The sequence below is a fragment of the Olivibacter sp. SA151 genome (assembly GCF_054130995.1).
Genome location: NZ_CP096391.1, coordinates 5,352,389 through 5,378,164 on the forward strand (window position 1 = coordinate 5,352,389; position 25,776 = coordinate 5,378,164).

General features: G+C 45.0%; 14 protein-coding genes. 8 read left to right on the forward strand and 6 right to left on the reverse strand.

Annotation, left to right across the window (positions count from 1 at the left end; translation table 11 throughout):
• Position 1: 1 nt before the first annotated feature.
• The 6 genes from M1D52_RS21795 to M1D52_RS21820 form a co-directional block, all read right to left on the reverse strand.
• Positions 2-2,674: a glycoside hydrolase family 2 protein gene (locus tag M1D52_RS21795; RefSeq protein WP_437393531.1), complete on the reverse strand. Its 2,673-nt coding sequence runs from the start codon at positions 2,672-2,674 to the stop codon at positions 2-4.
• Complete coding sequence (pafA, locus tag M1D52_RS21800; RefSeq protein WP_437393532.1) at positions 2,674-4,317, reverse strand: alkaline phosphatase PafA; 1,644 nt, start codon at positions 4,315-4,317, stop codon at positions 2,674-2,676. The genes M1D52_RS21795 and pafA overlap by 1 nt, the downstream gene beginning before the upstream one ends.
• Before the next feature lie 12 nt (positions 4,318-4,329).
• A complete protein-coding gene (locus M1D52_RS21805) occupies positions 4,330-6,477 on the reverse strand; it encodes a PhoPQ-activated protein PqaA family protein (protein WP_437393533.1) in 2,148 nt (715 codons plus the stop codon).
• Positions 6,478-6,490: 13 nt separating this feature from the next.
• Positions 6,491-8,137, reverse strand: coding sequence for a SusD/RagB family nutrient-binding outer membrane lipoprotein (locus tag M1D52_RS21810; RefSeq protein ID WP_437393534.1), 1,647 nt, complete (start codon positions 8,135-8,137; stop codon positions 6,491-6,493).
• Positions 8,138-8,168: 31 nt separating this feature from the next.
• On the reverse strand, positions 8,169-11,609 hold the full coding sequence (locus M1D52_RS21815) for a SusC/RagA family TonB-linked outer membrane protein (protein ID WP_437393535.1): 3,441 nt from the start codon (positions 11,607-11,609) through the stop codon (positions 8,169-8,171).
• A 164-nt stretch (positions 11,610-11,773) separates the two neighbouring features.
• Positions 11,774-12,319 carry an RNA polymerase sigma factor gene (locus M1D52_RS21820; protein ID WP_013665186.1) on the reverse strand — a complete coding sequence of 182 codons (546 nt, stop codon included), beginning with the start codon at positions 12,317-12,319 and terminating at the stop codon, positions 11,774-11,776.
• A 192-nt stretch (positions 12,320-12,511) separates the two neighbouring features.
• On the opposite strand from M1D52_RS21820, the gene M1D52_RS21825 reads away from it, so the two are divergent.
• From M1D52_RS21825 to M1D52_RS21860, 8 genes are all read left to right on the forward strand, one after another.
• Entirely contained in the window at positions 12,512-13,690 is a 1,179-nt protein-coding gene (locus M1D52_RS21825; protein ID WP_437393536.1) for a sialidase family protein, read from the forward strand.
• Positions 13,677-15,905, forward strand: coding sequence for a ligand-binding sensor domain-containing protein (locus M1D52_RS21830; RefSeq protein WP_437393537.1), 2,229 nt, complete (start codon positions 13,677-13,679; stop codon positions 15,903-15,905). The genes M1D52_RS21825 and M1D52_RS21830 overlap by 14 nt, the downstream gene beginning before the upstream one ends.
• A gap of 591 nt (positions 15,906-16,496) precedes the next feature.
• Entirely contained in the window at positions 16,497-19,499 is a 3,003-nt protein-coding gene (locus tag M1D52_RS21835) for a SusC/RagA family TonB-linked outer membrane protein (protein WP_437393538.1), read from the forward strand.
• Positions 19,500-19,514: 15 nt separating this feature from the next.
• On the forward strand, positions 19,515-21,200 hold the full coding sequence (locus M1D52_RS21840) for a RagB/SusD family nutrient uptake outer membrane protein (protein WP_377613593.1): 1,686 nt from the start codon (positions 19,515-19,517) through the stop codon (positions 21,198-21,200).
• A 309-nt stretch (positions 21,201-21,509) separates the two neighbouring features.
• Positions 21,510-21,743: a hypothetical protein gene (locus tag M1D52_RS21845; protein ID WP_437393539.1), complete on the forward strand. Its 234-nt coding sequence runs from the start codon at positions 21,510-21,512 to the stop codon at positions 21,741-21,743.
• Positions 21,744-22,089: 346 nt separating this feature from the next.
• The gene (locus tag M1D52_RS21850) at positions 22,090-22,269 is read left to right on the forward strand and encodes a hypothetical protein (protein WP_457941588.1); all 180 of its coding nucleotides are present in this window, start codon (positions 22,090-22,092) and stop codon (positions 22,267-22,269) included.
• 108 nt (positions 22,270-22,377) lie between these two features.
• Entirely contained in the window at positions 22,378-23,562 is a 1,185-nt protein-coding gene (locus M1D52_RS21855; RefSeq protein WP_437393540.1) for an HlyD family secretion protein, read from the forward strand.
• Positions 23,563-23,579: 17 nt separating this feature from the next.
• Positions 23,580-25,748: a peptidase domain-containing ABC transporter gene (locus M1D52_RS21860; protein WP_437393541.1), complete on the forward strand. Its 2,169-nt coding sequence runs from the start codon at positions 23,580-23,582 to the stop codon at positions 25,746-25,748.
• The last annotated feature ends 28 nt before the right edge of the window (positions 25,749-25,776 follow it).

The following is a 25,776-nucleotide window of genomic DNA, read 5'->3' on the forward strand; positions in this document are numbered from 1 at the left end:
ACTAAAATATCTTTACTTCCCCATTGACCGATTGCAATTGAATCCGGGCGTTCTGATCCTCTGGATAACGGACCGTGATCATTTTAACCTCATATGGGAGAAGAGAAAGGTAATTATCAGACCATAAAACAGGCAATACATTATCCGTCAATGACTCATTCATTAACTGTAATTCGTTGAAAAAGGAAAGCTTGTCACTTGTGTTCTTTAGTGTTATTTGCCATACTTGATAGGCTCCTTCATTCCGTAAAAATTTCTTAGCCATTTCGAGCTTAACAGGCGGTAATTCAGATAAGGGACGAAAATTTGCAAATTCCTTGCTCGGTGTATAAAACCAAGAATAGGTGTTCCAATCCAGTCTGTCCATCTGCGCACTCAGCCAATAAAAATTGTCGGCTACGGTTTGTCCATGCTCATTCAAAACGGCTAAATGCAGGAAAACGACCGGCTCTTGCTTGCCTGATGGAACCTTTATAAGCTTAACAACATGATTTGCTTTCATTTGATCAATTGGTATTACCTGCCGGCTGATCAACTGTGACTGCAGATTGTATACTTGTACAAGCAATTGGTGTTTCCGTAAATCTTGCCGCGTATCATTACTGAGGTAAATCGATCTATCATGATAGTTATATAAGGGGAGGATGGGTTGCAAGGCCTTCTTCGTACCAAAGTAAGCAGCATTTGGCATCAGGTAATAATCATATAGCTGCCAGTAAAATTCGGGCCAAGGCGAGTTTAACATCCACTGAACCACACCTCCTGCCTGTTTTCTATTCATAACATGTGCTTCAAACATTGGGCGAATCGCCTCATAATTTAACAGTTGTGCTTTAAAAGCCAGCGTTGCCAGATTAGGACTAGGGCCATATCGCTTTTGCAAGGCTTCTAGGTAGATAGACAGGCTAGCAAAATCCTTGCGTCCGGAGTGGTAGTTCCATACCGCATTGTCGGCCGGCCAACGGTATGCCGGCGGAATCATTTTTTCGATGCTTTTAATGGGCGGGATTTGTGGGCCTGGACCGACCTCCGAGTTGAAACCGTAGGCACCTCCTAATTTTTTGTCCTCGTACCAGTATACGGGAGGCACGTATTGATAGGGTCCATTCATTTTCATGCCCGATTTTCCCGATATCGTACTAGTAAACTCGCCCGCAGAGATCAGAAATGGCGTAGTCGGCGCATATTGCGCCAAGGTGTCCAGATAACGTTGTTCCAAATCCGGCGGGGGCATGGCATCACTTCCACCAAGCCAGGTGAGAATACTTGGATGGTTGCGCAACCATTTGACCTGATCGCGGAAATAAGTCGCTAATAAATCTTTTTCTTTCGGCATCAACTTGATGGCGTAGCGCTCAACCCCTTCATTGATGGGCAGGTTTTCGTCCCCTGCTTTCATCTCGAGTGGCAGACCCAAATAATCCGGCCACTCCCATTGGCAGCTCCATCCGGGCATCACTAGAATGCCGTACTGGTCACAAAGATCGTATAGATGCTGATTATTAGCCCATACGCCTTCCAATCGCAGGGCGTTAAGCCCCATATCGTGCACATATTGAATTTGTGCATGATCTTTATCAGGAAGATAACGCAAAAAAAGATCATCTACCCAACCCGCAGCTTTGATGAGTATATCACGACCGTTTATTTTATAATGTCGCCCCTGGTTGCTGTTTCGATAAGTTTCGATTTTGCGGATCCCGAACGTGAGGTAGTTGCTATCAGAAAGCTCTTGGTTTTTATTGTAGAGTTTTACAGCTGCTTTATAAAGAGATGGTGCTCCTAAGCCATTAGGCCACCAGAGCTTTGGATTTTTTATTTGAAGCTGTGGGAAGTCACGATGGTCAAACGAAACTATCCGATGGGCGAAGGGTTCGAGAACGATCTGTTTTTTTAGCTGCTGGCCGGCAATACGAAGGGCCAAGGTGATTTGCTCGGGCCTGTCGCTTGCATTTCTTAATGCAACTTGCGCCTTGAGTTCCGCATTGCTGGTATCGCAAACATCAAAGTCGCTCTCAACAAAAACGTCTTCTATAAAAACGGATCCGCTGCGCTTCAGCCGGATATCGCGAAAGATGCCCATAAAGTGATCGGCCGGTGTGGGCGCCCAGTCTACGAAGCCCATATAAAAATCGCGCACCTGTGGTGGATAAATCTTAATGAGCAGTTGGTTTTCGCCTTCTTTAATGGCGCGGCTCACCGGCAACGCAAATTGTCGGAAGGCACCGTAGATGCTGTCCTTATCGGCAATTAACTGCTGGTTAAGCCAAATATCCGCGCGATAGTTGATGCCGTCTAAATAAAGGATGACCTGTTCTTCCGAATTTAAGTTATGGATATACAACGACTTTTTGAACCACCAAGGTGATTGAAAGACTTGCGCAGGAATGCTATCCATGCGCGTGCCTATAAAAGGATCGGGGTAAACACCTGCTTCTACCAATGCCCCAAGCACGGTGCCAGGCACCAAGGCCGGATACCAGTCTCTTTCTACAACATGTGCCAGTACCTCCTTCACTTCGCTGCCCACCACTTGGCTCGAAGCCATCACCCAGCCTGAATCGAGCACATTTTCGGCAATAGGCAATGCGGTTGAAGCTTGTCTGCAGCTAGCCGTTAGCAGGCAAAAGAGGAAGCCAAGCTGTAATCTCAATGCAGTCGAAAATGACATCATTAGGGTAGGTTTAATAAATCAGTCAACGGGCGACCAACATTCCCGTTGGGTTCTTGTATATGTAATAGTGCTGCCAACGTAGGCGCAATGTCTGTCATTAAAGTAACGCGATTACTGGCTCCCTGCTTAATGCCCCAGCCCATCCATAGCAACGGAATATGCGCATCATAAGGGTTCCAGGTTCCATGACCGGTACCGGTCTGCGATGAATTACCACCTTTCCATTGCGGATAAGGGATGATGGTAATGACGCCACTACGTTCGTAATGATAACTATTAATAAGGCGTTCGCGGATTGGCTGAGCAATGGTGGCAGTGGATAAACTATCCATATCCACAGCATAAGCCACGCCTTCTACTCTGCGCAAAGCGTTTACCAAAAACGATCGTATGGCGGCTTCATTCAGTTCCTTTGCCGCTATTGTCGCATGGTTGAGATGTATTTGGTAGTTAGCGGTGCTGATAACCAGCGAGTCATAGCCAAATTGCTGTTTAAGTGCCTGATTGAGATAATCCGCACTCGCCTCTTGCGGCATATAACCGCCCGCACCTTTGTGATCAATGAAAAAGGGATTATTATGCGAGGCACCATGGTCTGCGGTTAGAAAGAATGTGTATTCACCTTTTCCTACTTCCCCGTCGAGGAAATCAAAAAATTCAGCCAAGTCCTGATCCAACCGCAAATACATATCTTCCACTTCCAGGGCATTGACACCAAACTTGTGACCAATGCCATCGGTAGAGGAAAGACTGACGGCTAAGAAATCGGGCACGTGTTCCGGGTTATTCCCAAGACGTTCCGCCCTCACCGCTTCTTTTGCAAAATCAAGGGTATAGCTATTTCCAAAAGGCGTGTCCCGAATGACTTCCAAACCATTCTTTAGTAAGGTCTCCGCCGGTATGGGGAGCGTAGGTGATGCCGTGCCTTCCAAGTGGCCTTCGTAGCGGTTATTGTCCGGGCTGCTTTGCTTATAGCTCTCAATCGGATAAAGTGTGTTCCATCCTTTTTCCAAGTATTTCCGAGCATGTTGCCGGCCATTGAATTGTTGCACCCATTGGGGTAAGGCTTTTAGGTAATAGGTGCTGCTGACCCAAGAAGCGTTAGGGCCAAACCAGTAAGCTGCATCGGCAAAATGGCCCGCGGGCAAAATACTGCCCCGGTCTTTTATGGCAATTCCGATCACTTTGCTGCGAAAATTGGTAGCTAATTTCAGTTCATCGGTAATCGTTGAGACCAGTAAATTACGCGGCGACATATGCCCCTTTCGGCCTTCTACGCCAAGCCCTTGAACCGTAGCATCTTCTGTGCAATACATGCCTTGCCCGGTGTGTTCAATAATGAAATCATTACCCGTGATCCCATGAATCGAAGGAACGCTACCGGTATACACAGCCGTGTGCCCGATAGCGGTAACGGTTGGAAGGTGATCAATATAGGTATTCTCGTGGCTAAAACCGGTTCGTAATATGCGTTTGAAGCCGCCTTCTCCATAGCGATCATAAAAACGATAAAGGTAATCCCAGCGCATTTGGTCGACAACCAAGCCCACTACTAGTTTTGGTCGTTTAAGCGCCTCCGTCTGTGCAAAGCAGCTGTAGCAATAAAAGCCGCAAAGGAAGAAAAATAGAAATCTTTTATTCATTTTCTTGTTTTTTTATCGCTTCCCTTTACCGTTGAGATAGCGTAATAGTTTTTCGGGCTCGTCTGTTTGTATAATATTGGCGCCTTTTGCAAGAAACTTGTCCAACTCGCTTAGGTCCGCTTGTTGTGCGATCATTTTATCCAGATCACCCAAGGTATTCATCCAAACGTTGGCACCCTTGTTTTTGATATGAGCTGTTACGGTATTGGTGTAAAAACTTTCGTCCAGGTGCACAATGCTTGGCTCAAACAGCGCAAGCGCCTTGTCAGCTTCTTTTAGATCGTGTGCCCTTGGCATTAGTTTAAGTGAGGAGTCGGCAGCCGTTACTTTTGCCAACTGCTTGTAATCACTGTCGAAAAAGATCACTTCCCGCTGCGCTTTTGCTTTAGCAACGGTATGCAGGATGGGATCCAACTTGTCTGTTTTAAGATCCAGATCCAGTAAAATTTTCCCCTTTGCTAGCTGTAAAGCTTCTTCCAAGGTGGGAATATGGTAGCTGGTTTGTTTGCCCCGGTGCTTCAACTGTAATCGGCTTAGCGCCTGAAAAGTAAAGCCTTCCGCATCCCCCTTTCCATTCGTTGTGCGGTCGATGGTTTGATCATGCATCAAGAAAGGAATACCATCGCTGCTTACCTTTACGTCTATTTCAACAATATCTACACCCTGTTTAATGGCGGCTTCAATGGCTGCAAGCGAGTTTTCCGGTACTTCGTGATGTACTCCGCGATGCGCGGCCACTAAGATTTTATTCCGATGTGGTTCCGCCAAAGCCTTCAGCGTCGCTTCCAGATGACCGTGTTGATGACTTTCTACCAATCCAAGGCTATCCATTACAAAGATCCGGCTCGACTGCCCATAGGTGCTTCCCGTAGGATCGGGATAGAGCAGCTCCACAAAAAATGCCTTATAGCCCGCGCTGGGAAAGTCAAAGGAATAATGAAGCTGAGCCTCGTTTCCCACGTAGTTCTTTTGGCTGAATAACCATACATTATTGCGTAAGTCAGCATCTTTAGAGGAGGCTTCCCAAACTTTTACACCCTGTAGCTTATCGGGAAGAATTTTCAACGCCAAATTTACTTTCTTCCCTTCAGTATTGATTTGCCATTCGGCAGGCGGGTATCCTTCATCCCGGAGCGTTAAGGCAAAAAAGGCATTCAACGCATTAAAGGCATCTTGTCCGTCTCCCAAATTATGCCCTACGTTAGGTACATAATGCAGCAAATTGGTTCCCGGGATACTATCGTAATAGTGTTTTATATTATCAACCACCCAATAAGGATCGTTGGTACCCATAAAAATCATTTTAGGCATTTTCAACGCCTGTCGGTAACTATAGGGATCAACCATTTGCAGGAGTGTAGCGCCGGCTTCACTTTTTGCCTGCTGCGGAATACCTAAGTTTACATAATCCTGAATTTCAACACTGTATTCTTTCCAGGTTTCAATTTGATAATCCAGACTTACGGGCATATTCAGCACATCAATCACCATTGGAGCAATTGCTATGACGCGTTGATCACTGGCCCCTGTCAGCCAAGTTGTCCATCCCCGTTTGGAAAGGCCTGACACCACAAAACGATCAGCAGGCACCATCGTATGTTTTTCAGTGAATTCCGTAACCGCATCCATGGCTTTAACAGCACTTTTTACCATGGGAAAAAGTAAAGGCCATGTGTAGTCGCCCTCTTTCTGAAACTGATGAAAGGTATAAGAAATGAGCGCATCTTCTGTCAGCCCATTGAATAGCGGTTGGTTGGGTGTTTGTTTCAATAGCGCTACACAGGCTCCATTTTTTTCTGCAAGGGAGCTTAGGTTCACTGTTAACGCATCCTGCTTATTGGTCCATCTTGGCTGTCCCTTATCCAGCGAACCGCCACTGATAAATAATAAGGCAGCACTTTGCTTTAAATTTTTCGGTACAATTACACTGAGCTGATGCGTCCAAACGATGTTTCGCCAGGTTTGAGAAGTGAGTAGCAAGCGATATACCTTCGTCTCGTTGCCAAGGCTCAAGGTATCGCGTATGATCCATCTATACGTATCATCTTCTTTCTTTAGATACTGCTGCAACGCATTTTGGGGCGTCACAGCAGTTTGGGCAAAACTGAGCCCTATATAAAAAAACACATGAAAAATTCCCGTCAGTAAGCGCTGTTTCATTCTCGCAATTTAATTAGTAAGGATTATTGGTATCTTGTAACAACCAGCATTTCGACCAAGCACTGTTTTTACCATCAGCCTGTGAAAAAGCGGTGGTCGATAATCGATCTAAAGCCTCTTGTACATGTTGCCCGTTCATATTGATTTCATCCTGCATGTAATAAAAGCGCAAGGGAAGGGCCCGCCTAAGCGCTACCGGCCCCGCTTGCAACCGAGGGTAACCGGTTCTTCGATAATCGAACCAAGCCTCCGTTGCGGCCGTCCAACTAGCAATCCACTTTTGGGTAATCAGCTGTTCAAGCGACCCATCAAAACGAACCCCTTCTGTTTCAATATACGCATTATAATTGGCGGCTAGCTGCCAGGCATCTAAAGAAGCCTCAATGGCCGCATTATAATGTTCGGCGGCATTACCCGTATTCCATCCCTTCAGTGAAGCCTCAGCCAGTATAAAATGCACCTCGGCTGCTGAAAGGAGCCGTGCCTTTAGTAAAGGTCCGGAAGCTTTCCGATAGCGCTCGTTTAAGTAAGAAACATGGGGATTAAATGAGGTCTGCCCAGGTGTTGGGTTTAAATTATAACTGGATGGCAAATTGGAGTAAGAAGGCGGAATACCTACATAATCCGGATCGGTATCAACGGAGGTATTGGCTATCATATCGGGCGACAAGTATCGCTTCCCATTGCTAATGCGATCGGTGCGCGGGGGTAAAGTGGCATCAACAACCAAAGGAATCTCCACTTTTTGGGCCCATATCGTCAGGCGGGGATCATCCAGTTGCTGCAAGGTGTTTACCAAAGTGGCACACATCTTCAATCGACGAAAATTCGACCCACCCGTATCGTCAATCTCGGTATTACTAGGCCAGGCATTGGCGCTTGTGGTACCGGGGTAGCTCATCGCAGCATCTTCATCCGCCGCTAAGATCAGCGGGTATTGATCCGGATTCGTTGCGATTTTCTCTATGCCTGCCTGCGCAAAAGAGGCCTCCTTAGCCGAAAGACGCATATAATAACGCAAGGCCAGTGAATTGGCAAAACGCCGCCAAGCCGCTGGATCACCATTATAGAACAGATCCGCCGCCGCTTCGATACCCGTATAAGAAGAAGCCGGTTGCGAGAGTAAATTGTTAGCGGTTTCCAATTCGGCTAAAATGCCATGATAAATATCGGCCTGGGTATCATATTTGGGCGTAAGATACTGTGGGTCATTTAAATTCCCTTTTAACGCATCGGTGTAAGGCGCATCACCCCATAAATCGGCAATAAGCCCAAAGACATAGGCTTTCATCACCAAGCCAACGCCCTGATGAAAGGCCTGTCCACTTTCTTCGGCACGGTTCATGAGAAGTTGGGTGTTACGTAAAATATTGTAGTAGTCTGTCCAGCTTTGGCTGCCCGCCCAATCATAATCGTTGTGGCTTTCAAACCAAGCATCTTTCTGCGTATGTTGCACAACACCGGCGATATCCTGATAGCCTAAATTGGTATACAGCTTCCCTGTTTCACTCAATATCGTTGGCAAAATAAGGTTAGGATTCACCGCCGTTTCATCTACCCCATTGGGATTCACATTCAGATCGTCCAGCTTCTTACAGGAAAACAAGAGTATTGCTATCAAGAGTAAGTAAGCGACCGGCGTTTTTATTACGTTGTTCATGGCTTTATTTCTTGTTGGATAACTAATTAGGTTAAAAAACCACTGCTATTTTGAAACCGATCGGCATGACCCACGGGTTTACATTATAGCGTTCAATCCCTTGTTTGAACTGGGTACCTGCCTGTGTTCCGGCTCCGGGTTGAAAAGCCGTTTCGGGGTCGATCCCGATTTTCGATTTCGTCCATAAGATAATATTACGACTGTAGATGGAAACGTTGGCCGATTGCATACCCAGCTTTTTAACGAAGTCGCCAGGCAGCTCATAACCAAGCGAGATTTCCCGGAGCTTTATAAAGTCGGCATCAAAGGTAGCAGCGCTCATAAAGTCCCAGGGGTAATTATCGCTCAAGGGTATGATTTTAGTACCTTCGCCCCCCAAATTTTCGGTATAGCCAACAATATTGCCATCGTCATCATATTGTGCGATAACACCGGGGTTAAAAGCGCCAAAGTTATAGGTCTGCCCTTCCATTGTAAAAGGAAGCCCACCGCTTTCGGGGGTTGGTCCGCCCACAATGCGGAACTGGTTGCCACGCACAACCACCAGGTCATTGTTCACCAGGTAATCACGTAGCGCTTGCCCGCTCATACCATTTGGATTGATCAGCTGGTCAAGGAAGCGCTGCGTTTTCATGTCCGATTCATAATAGCGATAGGTTTGGGAAACGAATTTGCCTCCTTTACGCCATTCGAGTGAGAAATTCAGGCTAAAGCGTTTATAGCTAAGGCCCGACTGTAAGCCGATGCTAAAATCGGGATTGAAATTACCGATTTTGGTGCGTGTATTGGTCATCGATATACTCTGCCAGGAGCCATTTTCGTCGAGGATCGGATAACCATAATAAGGCGAATTAACGTCTTTCACTGTAACGAGTTCCGCATCGTAGAGATCACCAATTTCATCTCCTATATAGGTACGGGCACCGCCCTTGGCGTCCGACCATAACTCATAGTATTCCAAGCCATCTGATAATTCCATAATGCGTGTTCTGTTTCTCGACCAGTTGACATTGATATCCCAATTCCAGTTGGTCGACTTGATCGGTGTGCCGCCTAAACTGAGTTCCCACCCTTTGCTTACCAATAAGCCGGCATTGATGTTTTTAGAGGTATAACCACTGGAGCTGGGCAATTGAATGGGAATAATCTGGTTCCGATTATCCACTTTATAATAGGTGCCGGCAAAACGTAATCGATTATTAAATAAGGCAAAATCCAAACCACCTTCGTAGGATGTACTTTGCTCCGGCTTCAGGTCGGGGATGAGTAAAGCGCTCGAAGAGCCAAGGCGAACCACATTACCCCAGGGGTCCATATTTTGTAAAACGTTGATCAAGTTATAGGGACTCGTGTCATTACCGGCTCTCGCCCAGCCACCGCGCAATTTCAACAGATCGATCTGATCGGGTAATTTAAAAGCATCATTCAATAATACACTTAAGGAGGCGGAAGGGTAAAAATAGGAACGATTGTTTTTTGGCAAGGTGCTCGACCAATCGTTTCGCGCAGTTAAATCCAGATAAATGAAATCTTTGTAACCTACGTTAATTAATCCATATATACTGTGAATGGCTTTTTCACCGATGTAACTGTTGTAACGTAAACTTGTCGGAGCGATATTGGATAAGGTATATAAGTTGGGTATTGTTAAACCGCTTCCATTAATCGAGGCATTGATGACATTTTCATTGCGCTGATAGCGGGTGTTTCCGCCTATTGACGTATTAAAGCTCACATCGTTAAAGCGTTTCTGATAACTAGCGAGGAAATCAATATTCTGTTCCAGGTTATTTAAGTTAGTGATACCGTAGGCTCCTTTCGGATCATTGGAATAGCTATACGGAACTTTGGTTTCTCTCTTTTCGTGATAAAGATCGAGTGCATAGCGTCCCATTAAACTTATTTCGGGCGTAATTTGCCAATCGGCACGTATATTACCGAAAACGCGATCGCGCTTAAAGGCATTGTTCACTTCATAGGCCAGAAAATACGGGTTATCATAGTCGCCCAAACTTTGCGAACGCTGCACCACCCCCTCTTGTCCGGGCAGCCAATAGTCTTTTAAAACCAAAATATTAATATGAGGTGCTACGGCATAAGCCCATTGAAGGGGATTGGTACCTCGATTGCCTGCGGGCCGATTATCAGAGCCATTACGACTGAAATCAATCTGCGAGCTGAGCTTAAGTTTATCGGTCAATTTCAAGCTGCTGTTGAGGTTCAATGAATTCCGACTCAGATCGCTATTCGGAATAAGGCCTCGATTCATCATATTAGAATAAGAAATCCGATAAGTAATCTTCTCCGTATTGTTAGCGATGGACACCCCATTAATAGAGGTAATACCCGTTTGTACAAATTCTTTAATATTGTTCGGATGAGAGACCAACGGCATGGCGACAGGGTTACCCTCCGCGTCTAGCGGACTGTTCCATTGAATGGCTTGATAGCCACGGTCAAGTTCGGGGCCTAAAGCGCCTGCCGATCCTTCTTCAATGGTGAGCGTCCCATTAGGAGTACTTTCCGGCGTAAAAGGAATAACCCCTGCGGCGAAGCGATGATGCATATCCAGGTATTTGTACGGCACATCGAATACCGTATTGCTGGTCACATTAATTTGCACCTTATCTAAACCGCTACCACTTTTGGTGGTGATCAATACCACGCCATTGCCCGCCCGTGAACCATAGAGCGCCGCGGCACTCGGCCCTTTCAGGATCGAAATGCTTTCAATGTCATCCGGATTCAGGCTGGCCAAGGCATTTCCATAATCTACGTTGTTGTCGGTACCTACCTGACTGACATTATTAATCGTGTTGGCAATCGGTACACCATCCACTACGAAGAGCGGTTGGTTATCCGAACTCAAGGATTTTGCTCCCCGAATGACCATGCTAACGGAAGAACCGGTTGAGCCCGTAGAGCTGATACTAACGCCTGGCACCTTACCGGTAATGCTATTGAGTACATTATCCTGTGCCACTTTGTTAATATCCTTGCTGCTCAACTCCCCTACCGAGTAGCCCAATGAGCGTGTCGAACGCTTGATGCCTAAGGCGGTAACCACCACCTCATCCAGCCCTTCCGTCCGTTCTTCCAAGGCCACGCGCAACATACGTTGGCTACCTACGCGTACTTCCTCTTCTTTATAACCGACAAACGTGAATACGAGAATTGCTTGTTCATCGGGTACTTCAATACGGAAGGTACCGTTCATGGAGGTCGTAGTGGTTCTTCCGTTTTCTTTAACTTTAATACTAACACCAGGGAACGGCCGGCCATCGGTGGCCGAAGTTACCACGCCCTGAATAGAGATAGCCTGCCGGTTGACGGAAACGGCATCTGCGTGCGCAGCGGTAGTCAGGACCCCGTTCCCAACCGAAGCCGACGCGCTTATCGGTAGTCCGAGCTGGTACAGCACCGCTAGCGAACAAATGAGCAGTTTGGGCGTGCTTGGTAAATTGAATTTCATAAATTCCTTATTTTGATTTTTTCCCTTTTTACAGCAGATGATTTTGTTAGCTGATCAATTATACTACTACGGATAAGTAAAAAAAGGCTATCAAATACAATGGTAATTTTGAAATAATTACTTGTTTAACAATACGTTGTTGTTTTGTTAATATAATATTAACGTTAAGCAATGAGCATTTTAGGTTTTAGCTGATCGCGTAATAACTGCTTTGCTTTTACCAGCTGATTTTTGACCGTATTCTTGGAGATGGAATAACTGTCCGCTATTTCCTGATAGGATTTACCATCTACAAAACACATATAAATAATTTCCCGTCGTTTATCGCTTAAGGCATTCATCGCGGTTTGGATCATACGATAACGCCGCTCCCTTACACCAATGGGGTCCTCTTTTTGGCAACTTTCGTTGATATAGGATTGAAAAGCAATGCGATTTCGTTTTTCGCGCTTGATGTGGTCGAGCACGAGATTACGCAGGCAAGTAAATAAAAAGGAACGGAAGTTCTGTTCGGGCTTTATCCTGTTTTTGTTATGCCAGATCTTGGTAAAGAGATCATGCACCATATTTTCTGCTTCTTCCGTATCGCGAAGCATATGCATGGCAAATTTAAAAGCATCCAGTTTGTAGGCTTTGTACAATTGATTGAAGGCATTATTGTCGCCCTGCTTCACTTGCTGCAGGAGCGTTGCATGTAGGTCCGTTGACATAAGCTGTTTAATTTGATTATTCAACGAAATTATCGGTGAAAGCTCCTCCTTGGTGACGCATTTTGCGCTTAATAAACCTCAATCTGCGTCAATCCTAAAATTTTGATTTCAAGTAGCCCGATTTGAATATTGCCACGTATGATATAATGAGCATCCGATTGGTGAAGGTGCTAACTTAAGACAAACCTGCATATGATGCGACATCATTTCATTTTTTATGCGATCTTTTTATTATTCAGTATAACGCTTCGAGCACAACCTAAAGTGGCGGAAGCGACCCTGATTTTTCCTTTGCAGGCAAAACATGTCCACGGTAGCAGTTTGGCCGTTTTACCGAACGGAGATGTATTAGCGGCCTGGTTTTATGGCAGTGGAGAACGAGGGGCCGATGATGTTTGCATTATGGGATCCAGAAAGCGCGCAGGGAGCAAAACTTGGTCCACGCCTTTTCTAATGGCCGATACGAAAGGTATCCCGGATTGCAATCCTGTATTGTTCTTGAATCACAAAAAGCAGTTGTATCTCGCGTGGATTGCCGTACAGGCGAACCGTTGGGAGCAGTCGATCTTGCGTTATCGCGTAGCTGATGAATATGAAGGTAGTGCGGCCCCCAACTGGGGCTGGCAGGACAATATACTCTTAAAACCCGATAGTAGTTTTGTGCAGGAACTTAAGGAGAAGTTATCGATGTTGCCCGATCAACAACATGGCTGGGCAGCCTACGCACCACCTTATGATGAAATGATCGTAACCAATGCACAAGATCCCGCCAAACGTAGCTTCGGTTGGATGACACGCATTAAACCCCTGCTATTGGCCGACAATAAAATATTGTTGCCTTTATATTCCGATGGCTTTAACTGCTCCCTCATCGCCGTATCCGAAGACGATGGAAAAAGTTGGCGACCAAGTAAACCCATCGCGGGCCGGGGAAACATTCAACCCGCATTAATAAGACGGAAACAGGGCGATATTGTAGCCTATATGCGCGACAGCGGGGATGCGCCCGCACGAATTCAACAAAGCATCTCAATGGATGGCGGTGAAACATGGACGGTAGCAAGAAAAACGGAGATTCCCAATACCGCGAGTGTGGAGGTCATTCGCTTGCTCGATGGGCGGTGGCTATTGGTAGGTAACGATGTGGATGATGGACGCTATCAACTCAGTTTGTATTTATCCGAGGACGAAGGCACTTCCTGGAAACTCAGCACCCTGCTTGAAGCAGACGACAAGAAAAAACTTTCCTGTTCTTACCCGTCAATCGTCCAATCGACCGATGGCTTTATCCACCTCAGCTATTCTTACCATGTGACAAGCGATAAAAAATCAATAAAGTATTTAAAAATTTCTCCAGATGATATTAAATAAAAAGAAGATTTACCAAGTGTTGCTTCTATGTTTGGCTCTTCAACCTTTTGGATGGCGAACGGCTATTGCCCAGGATCGGTTCAAACAGGAATATGTCATAAAATATTACACCCATGATCGAAAAATGAATAGTGCGAAAGTTTTGAGTGATCGAAATGGGCGGATTCAATTTTTGCAGACAGGTCGTTTATTAAAGCCTTTTGATGGCAAATTGCTCTTTCCGGGCAGGCTATCGGCCGACATCACTTATCGTTATGACTCCTTGGAAACTTTTAGAGATATCATCCTATATCAAAACAATTTTGTGTACCTGACTGACCAGCATGTTTACAGCAATGCCTGGGCAGGCACCTGTTTATTTAAACATCATTTACCGAAAGCAAAATTCATGTCAATGGACGAGGCAGGGAATATTCTTCTCACTGATGGGCAACAGATCAGATGTTATGCGATGGATGGGAAACCGCTAGCAAGTACCCGTGTCAATGACGAACTTAAAGCCGTGTATTACGATCCTCAACATCAACTTTTCTGGTTGCTCAGTAATCAGGCCCTATATAATTATAGTTTACAAAACAAGCAGGTACACACCGTTTATCGGGGGAGTGATTTTAGCTGCTTTACGCTTAATGAAACCGGAAAGCTACTGGTCCTTGCCAAATCAGATCGGTATAGCCTATTCAGTATAGAAAAGTCAACGGATGGACAAGTAAGGATGATACAGCAAGGCGACTGGGATGATCGGCTGCCGGCGCAACCGGTGAACACAGTTCAGTATGTCGATGGAACGCTTTGGTTTGGATCGATGCATGGGGCTTTTAGGCAACAGGAGAATGGGACTTTTGATTATTATCAAAGTGGCCGCTGGTTGCCGGGCGACACGGTATATTCGCTTGCCAAAGGGCCTGAATCAACGGTGTTAATAGCTACGAACAAAGGTTTGGCCCGCTTGCACCATAAAGCAATGAGCTTGGAAGAGAAAGCCGCCTATTATGACAAACAAGTGCGCGAGCGGCATATTCGATACGGTTTGAATGCGACACTGAAAGGCTTGAAGGAAGGAAATTTACGAACAGGCATTTTGTCCGATTCTGATAATGACGGTTTATGGACGTCCATGTATCTGGCAGCGGAGGCCTTCCGTTACGCTACGACCAAAGATTCCGATGCCTTGCTTAATTGCCGCGAATCTTTATTGGCCATGGAGCGCCTTTATAGCGTGAATCCTTTAAAAGGCTTTCCATCACGATCATTCGAACGAATCGGTCACAAGACAGATCTTGCCGATAGCAAGGTTTGGTTGGATGCGCCTGATGGTTGGTGGAGCTGGAAATCCACTACCAGTAGTGATGAGGCAATTGGTCATCTTTTTGTTTTTTCGGTACTGGCCGAGGTGGTAAACGACCCTTGGGTGAAAGAAAAAGCCATTACACTGATGGATTCCCTGATGTCGCATATTGTGGCTAACGATCTTTATCTTGTTGACCATGACGGAAAGCCGACGTTGTGGGGGAAGTGGAACCCCGCTTATGTCAATCAATTTCCGACAAACATAGGCGATCGAAAATTAAACTCGTCCAACATCATATCCATGTTACAATCAGCCTATTACTTCACTAAAAAAGAAAAATACCGAGATAAGGCGTGGGAATTAATGGATAGGCACGGATACTATGAAAACCTGATGCGGCCGATGAAAGGTATTGGACAAGCCGATGAAAAAGCTGATGATTATAGCAAGATGCTTTCTGAAAGGTGGAATCACTCCGACGATGAGATGTATTTTTTAGGCTATTGGGGCTTGTATCGCTATGCCTTAAATGATACATTAAAGAATAATTTTCGAAAAGCAATTCTGGATCACTGGGAATTCGAACGACCGGAAAAAGATGCGCTGTGGAATTTCTTCGCTGCTATGGTTGGCGAAAAGAACTTTGACAGGGATGCATCCCTATGGTTTTTGCGCGAATTCCCCTTAGATCTGATCAACTGGCAAGTGACGAACAGTGTCCGAAAAGATATCAGGCACTTGGAGGAGAATTTCATGAATCAAAGCACGGATGCCGTTCTTTCGCCCAAAGAGCGTCCCGTACACCGACATAATCGAACGACGTTTATTTTGGATGAAGATAGCAACGGAACGGAAGAGTTTAGTGCGGGTGATATTTGGTTACTCCCGTACTGGTTCGGACGGTATCTGGAAGTAGTGAAGTAGTAGCAGTGACAGTGACACCTGCCTACTGGCAAGTAGACTAACATAAACCAAGGCTGACTGCCGATGGCTGATCGCCGATAGCAGATTGCTACAAACCTGTTACAAAAGCGATTCTTCTTTTGGCACAAGCTTTGATTAGTTATTAGTAAGGTTTAGGTTGATTAAAAATAGAAAAACGTCCAAGCATCCCCAAAAGCTGGGCGTTTTTCATTTTAAGGCAGCGGATCCGGAGGCATTAACCAATCGATATACATAAGGCCCTAACCTCTTCTCATACTGATCGCTAATGTAAAAATGATATGGGAATTTGATTAGAAGCACACCTTATCCTCAGCAAAAAGAAATAATTCGTAATATTGCAAAACATTTGCTAAATCGAATTAGGAACAAAAAGAAACTATTCGTAGCGAATCAACATATGTAAGCTAGCTAACCAAGCTTTTTAGAACGAAATGAAAAACCGACGAATTACCTCATTTGTAACCGACCCTTTAACCGATTTCAAACATTTTCTATTGCATATTACGAAGAATAACAACTTGATGCCCATTAGTTAAACATCATTATAAACACAAAACAAATCTTAAATTTATGACAAAACACAGCAAATGGATTGCGCTATGCAGCATTCCCATTCTCAGCTGCGCAGTGGCTAGGGAAAGCCTTTATGCAGCTGCCCGACCGGTTATTCGGTCAGCTTATGAAACATCGCTTCAGCAGCGGACGATCCGTGGAAAGATCACGAATGTAAACGGAACAATGCCGCTGATCGGCGCCAGTATTAAAATTAAAGGCATGCAGGGAGGTACCTCAACCAATCAAGATGGGCTCTTTGAGCTCGCCTTACCCCAGGTACCGGTAACCCTCGTTATTTCATCGCTTGGTTACATTACCAAAGAAGTTGCTGTTACCGATCAGCAAAATCTAAACATTCAATTACAAGAAGATGCAAACAACTTGGAAGAAGTGGTGGTGGTTGGTTATGGCTCGTTGGATAAACGTGAGCTTACCAGCGCAGTATCCAACTTAAAGCAGCGTGATTTAGTTGCCGGTACGGTATCGCCACTACTGGCCATTCAGGGAAAGGTTCCAGGTCTAAACATCGCTTCCAATAATGGCTCTGATCCGAACGCCAGCGTTTCCATTCAGCTCCGTGGTGTCAATTCGGTCAAGGCCTCACAAGGACCTTTAGTCGTTATTGACGGCGTTCCCGGAGGCGATATCAATTCCGTTGCCAAAGAAGATATTGAATCCATTAACGTACTTCGAGATGCATCGGCTGCTGCAATCTACGGTACACGAGCCTCCGGTGGTGTGATTTTGGTTACTACCAAGCGACCACAACCCGGTAAGGCAACCGTTAACTTTACATCGGAGTATTTTATTGAAAGTGTTCGTAAACGACCCGATGTCCTTTCAGCAGAAGAATACCTTGCCCATGGCCTTGGAGAAGACAATGGCGCTCGTACCGACTGGTATGACGTCATCACAAATAAAAATCCCTTCAGTCACCGCCAAGTGGTAAATGTAAGTGGTGGTTCCGAAAACGCCAATGTGTACACCACCTTTTTCAAACGCGACGCCAAAGGTATATCAATTGGTTCGCAACGCGGGGAAATTGGTGGAAGGGTAAACACCAATTTCAAATTCTTCGATGGACGTGCGGAATTGAGCACCAATGCCAGTTATAATCAAGTAGATGCCGATTTCCCCGGGAACAGTGCGCCAGGCAACTTCCGTGATGAAAACAACAGCCTCTATAATATCGCCATTGGCTTAGACCCCACTATCTCACCATACGACCCATCGGATCCCTCCGGCTATAATGTCTTAACCGGAGGCTATAATACCTGGAATCCCTTGGCAGAAGTGATGTTACGTAAAAAACAAAATCAATATCGCTACCTACTGGCCAATGCCACCTTAAAAGTAAACCTGACGGAAGACCTTTATACAACCGCTATGGTGGGTATCAAAAACAACAGCGAACATCCCAGTTTCTTCCGTTCGGCCCAGCACCGGGTGTCACGCGAGCAAAATGTGGATGGCTATGCCAAACAAGAATACAAACGTTGGCAAGACCGTATAGTCGAGTGGACAGTAAACTATAGCAAGCGTTTCGAAAACCATCAGATCACCGCGGTAGCCGGTTACAGTTATCAGGACTTCAACGGACAGGGGTTCTGGGCGGAAAACTCCAACTTTCCGGTTGATGGGCTGGAAGAACACGATATGGGTTCAGGTACCTGGCTGGCTGATGGCCGTGCGGGTTTGGGCTCTTGGAAGGACCCATGGGTTAAACTGGCCGCTTTCTTCGGACGCGTTAATTATTCGTTCAAAGATCGTTATATCATCACAGCCAATCTCCGTCACGAGGGCTCTTCCAAATTCGCTCCTGGAAATCGCTGGGGCACCTTCCCCGGTGTATCGGCAGGTTGGCGGCTCAGCGAGGAACCTTTCATGCGTAAGCTTTCTTTTATTGACGACATCAAGATCCGCGCTGGTTACGGTGAAACCGGCAACGAAGGTTTCGGTGCCGAGGTATCAACCCGGATGTATTCGGCCGACACCTGGTGGCCGTTCGCCGGAAACTGGAACCGTACTTTTGGTGTTAAACACAACCAAAACCCGAATATCCGTTGGGAAATCAAAAAAGAATATAATGTCGGAATGGATTTCACCATTCTGAATAATAAATTAAGTGGTCGGTTCGACTACTATAAGCGGGTTATAGACAATCTGATTTATGAAATCAGTGTATCACAACCGCCCGCCATCCATGATAAAACAACCATGAACGTGGGCAGCATGGAAAACCAAGGTTTCGAGTTTGAATTAAATTACAATGTAGTAAACAAGAACGATTGGACTTACACTACTTCCCTTGTGGCCTCTCATAATAAAAGTAACTTGCGCACACTCTGGGGCAGCCAGACCTTTATGGACGATAAAAACTTCCCCGCACCTGGATCTCCGGGTACTGCAGTACGCCTTTATCCCGGTGAAGCGATTGGCCAATTCTATATCTGGCAATTTGCAGGCTTCACCGACGATGGTCAATGGCTGTTATATAACAAAAACAACGAAGTCATTCCGGCAAGTGATAAAAAACTCGATGATAAACGCTTCATCGGCAATGGTATCCCGAAATTACAGTTATCTTGGAATCATGCCATATCCTATAAAAATTGGGACGCCAGCATCTATCTCCGCAGTTGGTTAGGCTATGATGTGTTTAACATGACCAAAATGTACTATGGCATAGCTAACGTGACCGGTAGGAATGTATTGAAAAGCGCTTATGATGAACTTGGCAATGTAAAAGGTGAAAAACAATTGAGCGATTACTGGCTCGAAAACGGAAACTTCCTAAAGGTAGATGCCATTAGTTTGGGTTATACTTTTAATAAAAAATGGATCGGCCCCTTTAAAAATATCCGTGTGTATGCAACCGGACGAGATCTCTTCGTTTTCACCAAATACAGCGGTCTTGATCCCGAAATCAATATCAATGGCTTAACACCCGGCTTTGAGGAGCTCGATGTGTACCCACGCACGCGCACCTTTATGTTCGGTTTACAGGCGAGTTTTTAACCTTTAACAAATGCAATGATGAACAAACTTTTCACATATACCTTATTATCGCTTTTGGTACTGCTAGGCAGTTGCACCAAGCTCGATCAGGAATTTTATAGCCAGGTCACTCCTGAAACCTTTTTCAAGAGTGAAAAGGACATTCTGGCCGCCCTCAACCGTCCGTTTACCCACGCCCGCTGGTATATGGGTGAAGACCGCTGGCAGTTACAGGAACAAACAGCTGACAATTTTGCCATTACAACGAAAGGACCCCACTGGTACAATGGCGGTACGAATGAACGTTTTCATTACCACACGTGGACGCCTGATGAAGGATGGATCTGGGGAACCTGGCGTGGTACATTGATGGGCATCGCCCTGGCATTGGACGCACGCAGTGATTTGGAGAAGTTGGACTATACCAAATTTGCTTTGACACCGGAAGATCAGACATCCCACGTAAACCAGCTTAATACGCTGATTGCCTATTTCTATTTACGCGGCCTAGACTATTTTGGAGGAATGCCTATCTTCAATAACCTGGAAGGAGAGAGTTTACCGCGCAATACCGATCAGGAGGTCTTCAATCACATTGAACAATTATTAAAAACGGCTATGGCGACTTTGCCCAAGAAGGAAGCCGGACAGAAGGAAGCAGGTGAGTTGAAGCAAGCGGCCGCAGCCATGATGCTAACCCAACTCTATTTTAACGCCGAGGCCTACATTGGTAAACCTATGTACGCCGAAGCCCAGCAACTAGCACAGGCTATTATCGATGGTCAATACGGCTCTTACCAGCTCGATCCGACCTGGTATGGCCCGCACAGCTTTAAAAACAATGAATCGCCTGAAATCATCTGGTCCATCCCTTCCGAGTTCAACAAGCTGCAGTACGATTGGTTTTACGGCAATTTCTATCATTATAACAGCCGACAATATTTTGATCAGGATATGGGGGCCGACAACGGCACGCATTTAAGCCCGTCCCGGCGCCCCGATTCCAGCTTATATAAAAATGAGTGGAAACTGGGTTCACCATTTGAGAAGTTTGATGCAGCTGATCTTCGCAAAAGGTCATACCACTATTTAGGAAGCGGCAATTACGAAGGTATGTTTTTGAACGGGCCGCAACTGAAACCTGATGGCGGTGTAATTGTGGGCACCCAGGAATATAAAGACAGGGCACTTGTGCTACGCGACCAAGTGGGGCGTTTCAGCGAGGTTGGTCCAGGTAAAAAGTACAGCGGTATTTCTCAGCTTCCTTCTAAAATGTCGGAGGGCGAAGAGAATACCGGTATTCGATTAGTAAAAGTGCCCATTCCCACTTTAGCCGAAAACACCTTGCGTTGGGGAGCGGATAATCCGGTTTTGCGACTGACCGAAGTGTATTATATACTGGCCGAATGCAAATGGCGCAGCGGAGATCTGGCCGGTGCTGCCGAACTCATCAATACCGTACGGAGGCGCAATTTCGAGAATGGGGTAGATCCCAATCCGGTACGTGTCGATAATTTCGATAAATACCGCTTTTTAGATGAGTGGAGTATCGAGTTTTTGGGCGAAGGCCGCAGACGTACGGATCTGATCCGTTGGAATATGTTCACCACCGAAAACTGGTGGGATCATCAAGCCTCGCAATCTGATCACCTGAAACGGTTCCCGGTACCTACACAGGCTATTTCCGGAAACAATAATTTAACCCAAAATCCGGGATATTAATATTTCAGATTTCGAAAACCTTGAAGAGGCTACATAGCCTTTCTTCAAGGTTTTTTCTCGTTATCAGCAGACCGATAAAAACGTAAAAAAAACAATTATTTTTCCAAACATTCATCGTGTACAAGTGTTCACTTTAATGTACATACTTCATATTAGTCTAATTGTTCAGAGCTCTAGTGAAAACTGGAGCTTTTTTCTTTCGAACAAACCAAAAACGTTCTTTTAAAAACATAAAAATTGTTAAATCGATAGGAAAGAGCGAAGCTTGGTATAGCTTTTGTAACTAACTAGCTATCAATACCAACCCTTATGTGTTTAACGTTAGAATCATTAGGTTTCCTACTGGAAACCGATGTGCAGACTGACTGTACAGGAACTTTTAGATATATTGCATTAGAAAACGATCATATTATTTCCGAAAATCCCATCACAAAGGAACTTGAAGTCAACAATTTACAAGTATACGAATGGGAATCCTTGTCGCTGAAGCATTTAAAAGGTATTTTCCACGGAGAGCCATTAGGTATATTACAGGAAGAATAACATTACACCGCAAATGGCACGGACTTTGCAAGCGTATATGTAGGTTTAGGTTGATTATAAAAAATGGCGAACGCCCGGCACCCCAAAAGCTGGGCGTTCTCATTTATTTTTGAACAACCTCCACCGCCATCGTCATATGAATGCAAGCTCAAGGAAGGATGGGTACGATGTCCGCTCAACACTGATGGGAAGTGCGAGCCAAATCTTCAACTCTTTATATTACTAATTATAATCGTAACATAAAAAAATAGCAGAATTCCGGTATTGCGATTAGTTGGTAGAGTAACTAATTTGGCTATTCACAAAATAACGCTTTTTATAAACTGTTAAATTAAATTGTTAAATCATGGAAACAAAACCAGCAAAACAACCGATTTCAGTCCACTCGGAGTCAGCAGAACAGCTCCTTCCATTAGACACCGAGACCCTGTACAACACCTACGGAGGGTCTATTCTTCCATCAGCGCCCGAAATTTATGACTCGATTGTAGACTTTGTTAGGCGCGGCATCAAAGCACTGCTGTAAGCAAACAATTTCCGTTTATTAAATGTATTGTCTTATAATAAAGACAATAATTATTGGATGCCTACCCAGCGCATATCTTAGTCTTGGGTAGGCAACAACTTACTTACTATGAGCCAAAAATTGATATTTCCTGCAGATATAGTTGAATATACTGCAGAACAGCATTTCTTTGCGCATAATAATAGAAGTAGAATTATTTATCTCACGGTACTCTTTGCCATTCTCGCTGCTTTTATATCCTTGTTTTTTATCCGCGTCAGCGTTAGTGTCAATGGCGGAGGCATCCTTACCTCAGCCATCGAGAGAAATACCATTAAAGCACCTGTTTCCGGTCGAATCGACCAAGTATTCGTCAAACTCAATCAAGAGGTCAAAGCAGGCGACACCTTATTTCGTATACAAACCAATATCTTAGAAGAGCAATCGGGCTATTTAAGTAAAAGAAGTGCAGAACTACATCAGCGCATTAGCGATCTGGAGAAACTCACGCAATTAGGCAACAGCGTCAGTACAATAAAAAGCCTGCCGCTATCATCACCTCTATATCGGCAACAATTCAATCTTTACAGACAGCAATACCTAGAGGCACATTTACAGCTGGATAATGCGCGGACGATCTACCAGCGTAATAAAACCTTGCATGAAAAAAAGGTGTTATCAGATGCCGAATTCGATAAGTTTAATTTTGACTATAAAACAGCGCTTAGCAAACAAAAGCTATTGGAAGAACAACAAATTAGCCAATGGCATACCGATTTGAATCACCTTCGAACTGAGTTAATGGAGCTATCTTCTCAAAACGAAAAGTTTGAGCAAGAGCGAGATCTATACACCGTAAAAGCACCTATTGACGGGTCATTGCAACAATTAAACGGCATTTCTCCGGGTAATTTTGTCTCCGCGGGCGAGTCGGTAGTAGAACTATCGCCCAGCTCGGGCCTCATCGCGACCGTAAATGTCGCACCGAAAGACATCGGTTTATTACAACTGCATATGCCGGTCAATTTACAAATTGATGCTTTCAATTACAACGAATGGGGTATGGCCAAAGCCAGTGTGATCGACATTTCAAAAGATGTTTATCTAAGTCAGGATCGCATGCCGATGTTTCAGGTCAAATGTAAACTAAAAAATCATTCACTTTATTTAATGAATGGCTATGAAGGTCGTTTGAAGAAAGGCATGAGCTTCCAAGCCCGATTTCAGGTAACGAAACGGACGCTTTTCCAGCTGCTTTACGATAAAGCGGATGATTGGTTAAACCCGGCAAAAAGAAGCACTTCTTCCGTATAAACATAATAGCGCTCCTGATGAAAAAAATAAAAGTTAAGCAGCACGACATCACTGATTGCGGCGCCGCCTGCCTGGTTTCTATCGCAGCCCATCACCGATTGAAACTTCCCATAGCGCGCATCCGGCAACTGGCCAATACCGATAAAAAAGGCACCAATGTGATGGGCATGATCCAGGCCGCAAACAAGATCGGTTTTACCGCAAAAGGTGTTAAGGGACCGTTCGATAGCCTCTTCAAAATACCACTTCCGGCCATCGCCCACATGGTGCTAAAAAACGGCCTGCATCACTACGTGGTACTCTATAAGGCCGCCGATAAGTATATCGAAATAATGGACCCTGCTGATGGCCGACTTCACCGTTTAACCCATCAGGAATTTCAAACCCAATGGAGTGGCATACTCATCTTGTTAGCTCCCGGGGAAGAATTTACAGCACGTACCGAAACCGTCTCCGTTACCAGCAGGTTTCTCTTTCTGCTAAAACCTCACCGTTCCACCTTGTTTCAGGTGCTATTTGGTGCTGTAATTTACACAATCCTTGGCTTATCAACAGCCATCTTCGTACAAAAAGTTGTAGACCAAGTACTGCCCAATGAGAATCTCAATCTCCTCAATTTGATGGGGCTTATTATGGTTGTGCTTCTCCTGCTGCAGTTTTTCATCAATCATTCCAAAACTATTTTTACGTTGAAAAGCGGCCAGCAAATTGATGCACGCCTCATACTCGGTTATTATAAACACCTACTGCGTTTGCCTCAACAGTTCTTTGATACCATGCGCGTAGGCGAAATCATATCACGCATCAATGATGCAGTTAAAATCCGAACCTTTATCAACGACGTACTGGTAAATTTTGCGGTGAACGTATTCATTGTCATCTTTTCCTTTCTCTTGATGTTTACCTATTACTGGAAACTCGCCTTGATTATGGTTGTCCTAATTCCTATTTATGGCATCATCTATTACATTTCGGACCGACTGAACAAAAAGACGCAGCGCGCCTTAATGGAGCATTCAGCCGATCTGGAAACTCAACTGGTCGAATCTGTAAACGCCGCAGGTACCATCAAGCGTTTTGGACTAGAAGACTTTGCGAATATTAAAACCGAAAATAGGTTTATCAAACTTTTACAAACGGTTTATCGCTCTTCTGTCAATGCCCTTTGGATTACCAATTCGAGCAGTTTCTTTTCCGGATTGTTTACGGTTATTCTACTGTGGGCCGGTGCCAACTTTGTCATTGAAGGGCATATAACACCGGGAGAACTTTTATCATTCTACGCGATCATCGGCTATTTCACGTCCCCTGTAAGCAGTCTTATCGGCATGAACCGCAGTATACAGGACGCAGTAATCGCTGCCGACCGACTTTTTGAAATCATGGATCTGGAACGCGAAGAGGAAGAGAACAAGGCGATTCTATATCCCGAAGATATCGGCGATATTACCTTCAAAGACGTTACGTTCCGATACGGTTCGCGCGCCCCGGTGTTTGAACACCTCCATCTGCAGATTAAAAAAGGGCATATTACCGCCATCGTAGGCGAAAGCGGTTCCGGAAAAACAACCATACTATCGCTCCTCCAACGAATATATCCCATAGAAGAAGGCGGTATATTTATCGGGCAGTTAGACATTAAATACATCACAATAGAAAGCCTCAGGCAATCCATAGCCGTCGTCCCGCAACAGATAGACCTTTTTGCGGGAAATGTCATCGATAACATTGCCGTCGGTGATCTCTCACCAAACATTAATCGCATCATTGAGATATGCACGGTATTAGGAATGATGCCTTTTATTGAGAAACTACCTGGTGGCTTTAACACCTATTTAGGAGAAAATGGTACGGCTTTATCAGGAGGACAAAGGCAACGCTTAGCCATCGCTAGGGCATTATACAGAAACCCTGAAATCCTGATCCTCGATGAAGCCACTTCTTCCCTGGATTCTTCTTCCGAGCAACATATACAAGAGGCAGTCAACCAACTACGCAGCCAGGGAAAAACCATCATATTAATTGCACATCGACTAAGTACCGTTATAAATGCCGATAAAATCATTGTCATGCAGAACGGACAGGTAATTGAAGAGGGTGGGCATCGCGAGCTTATGGAGAAAAGAGCAGCCTATTATGCCATGTGGAAGCCACAAACACCATTTTTAGAAGATAACGTAATATAATAGCAAAGATACAAACCGTAAAGATTAC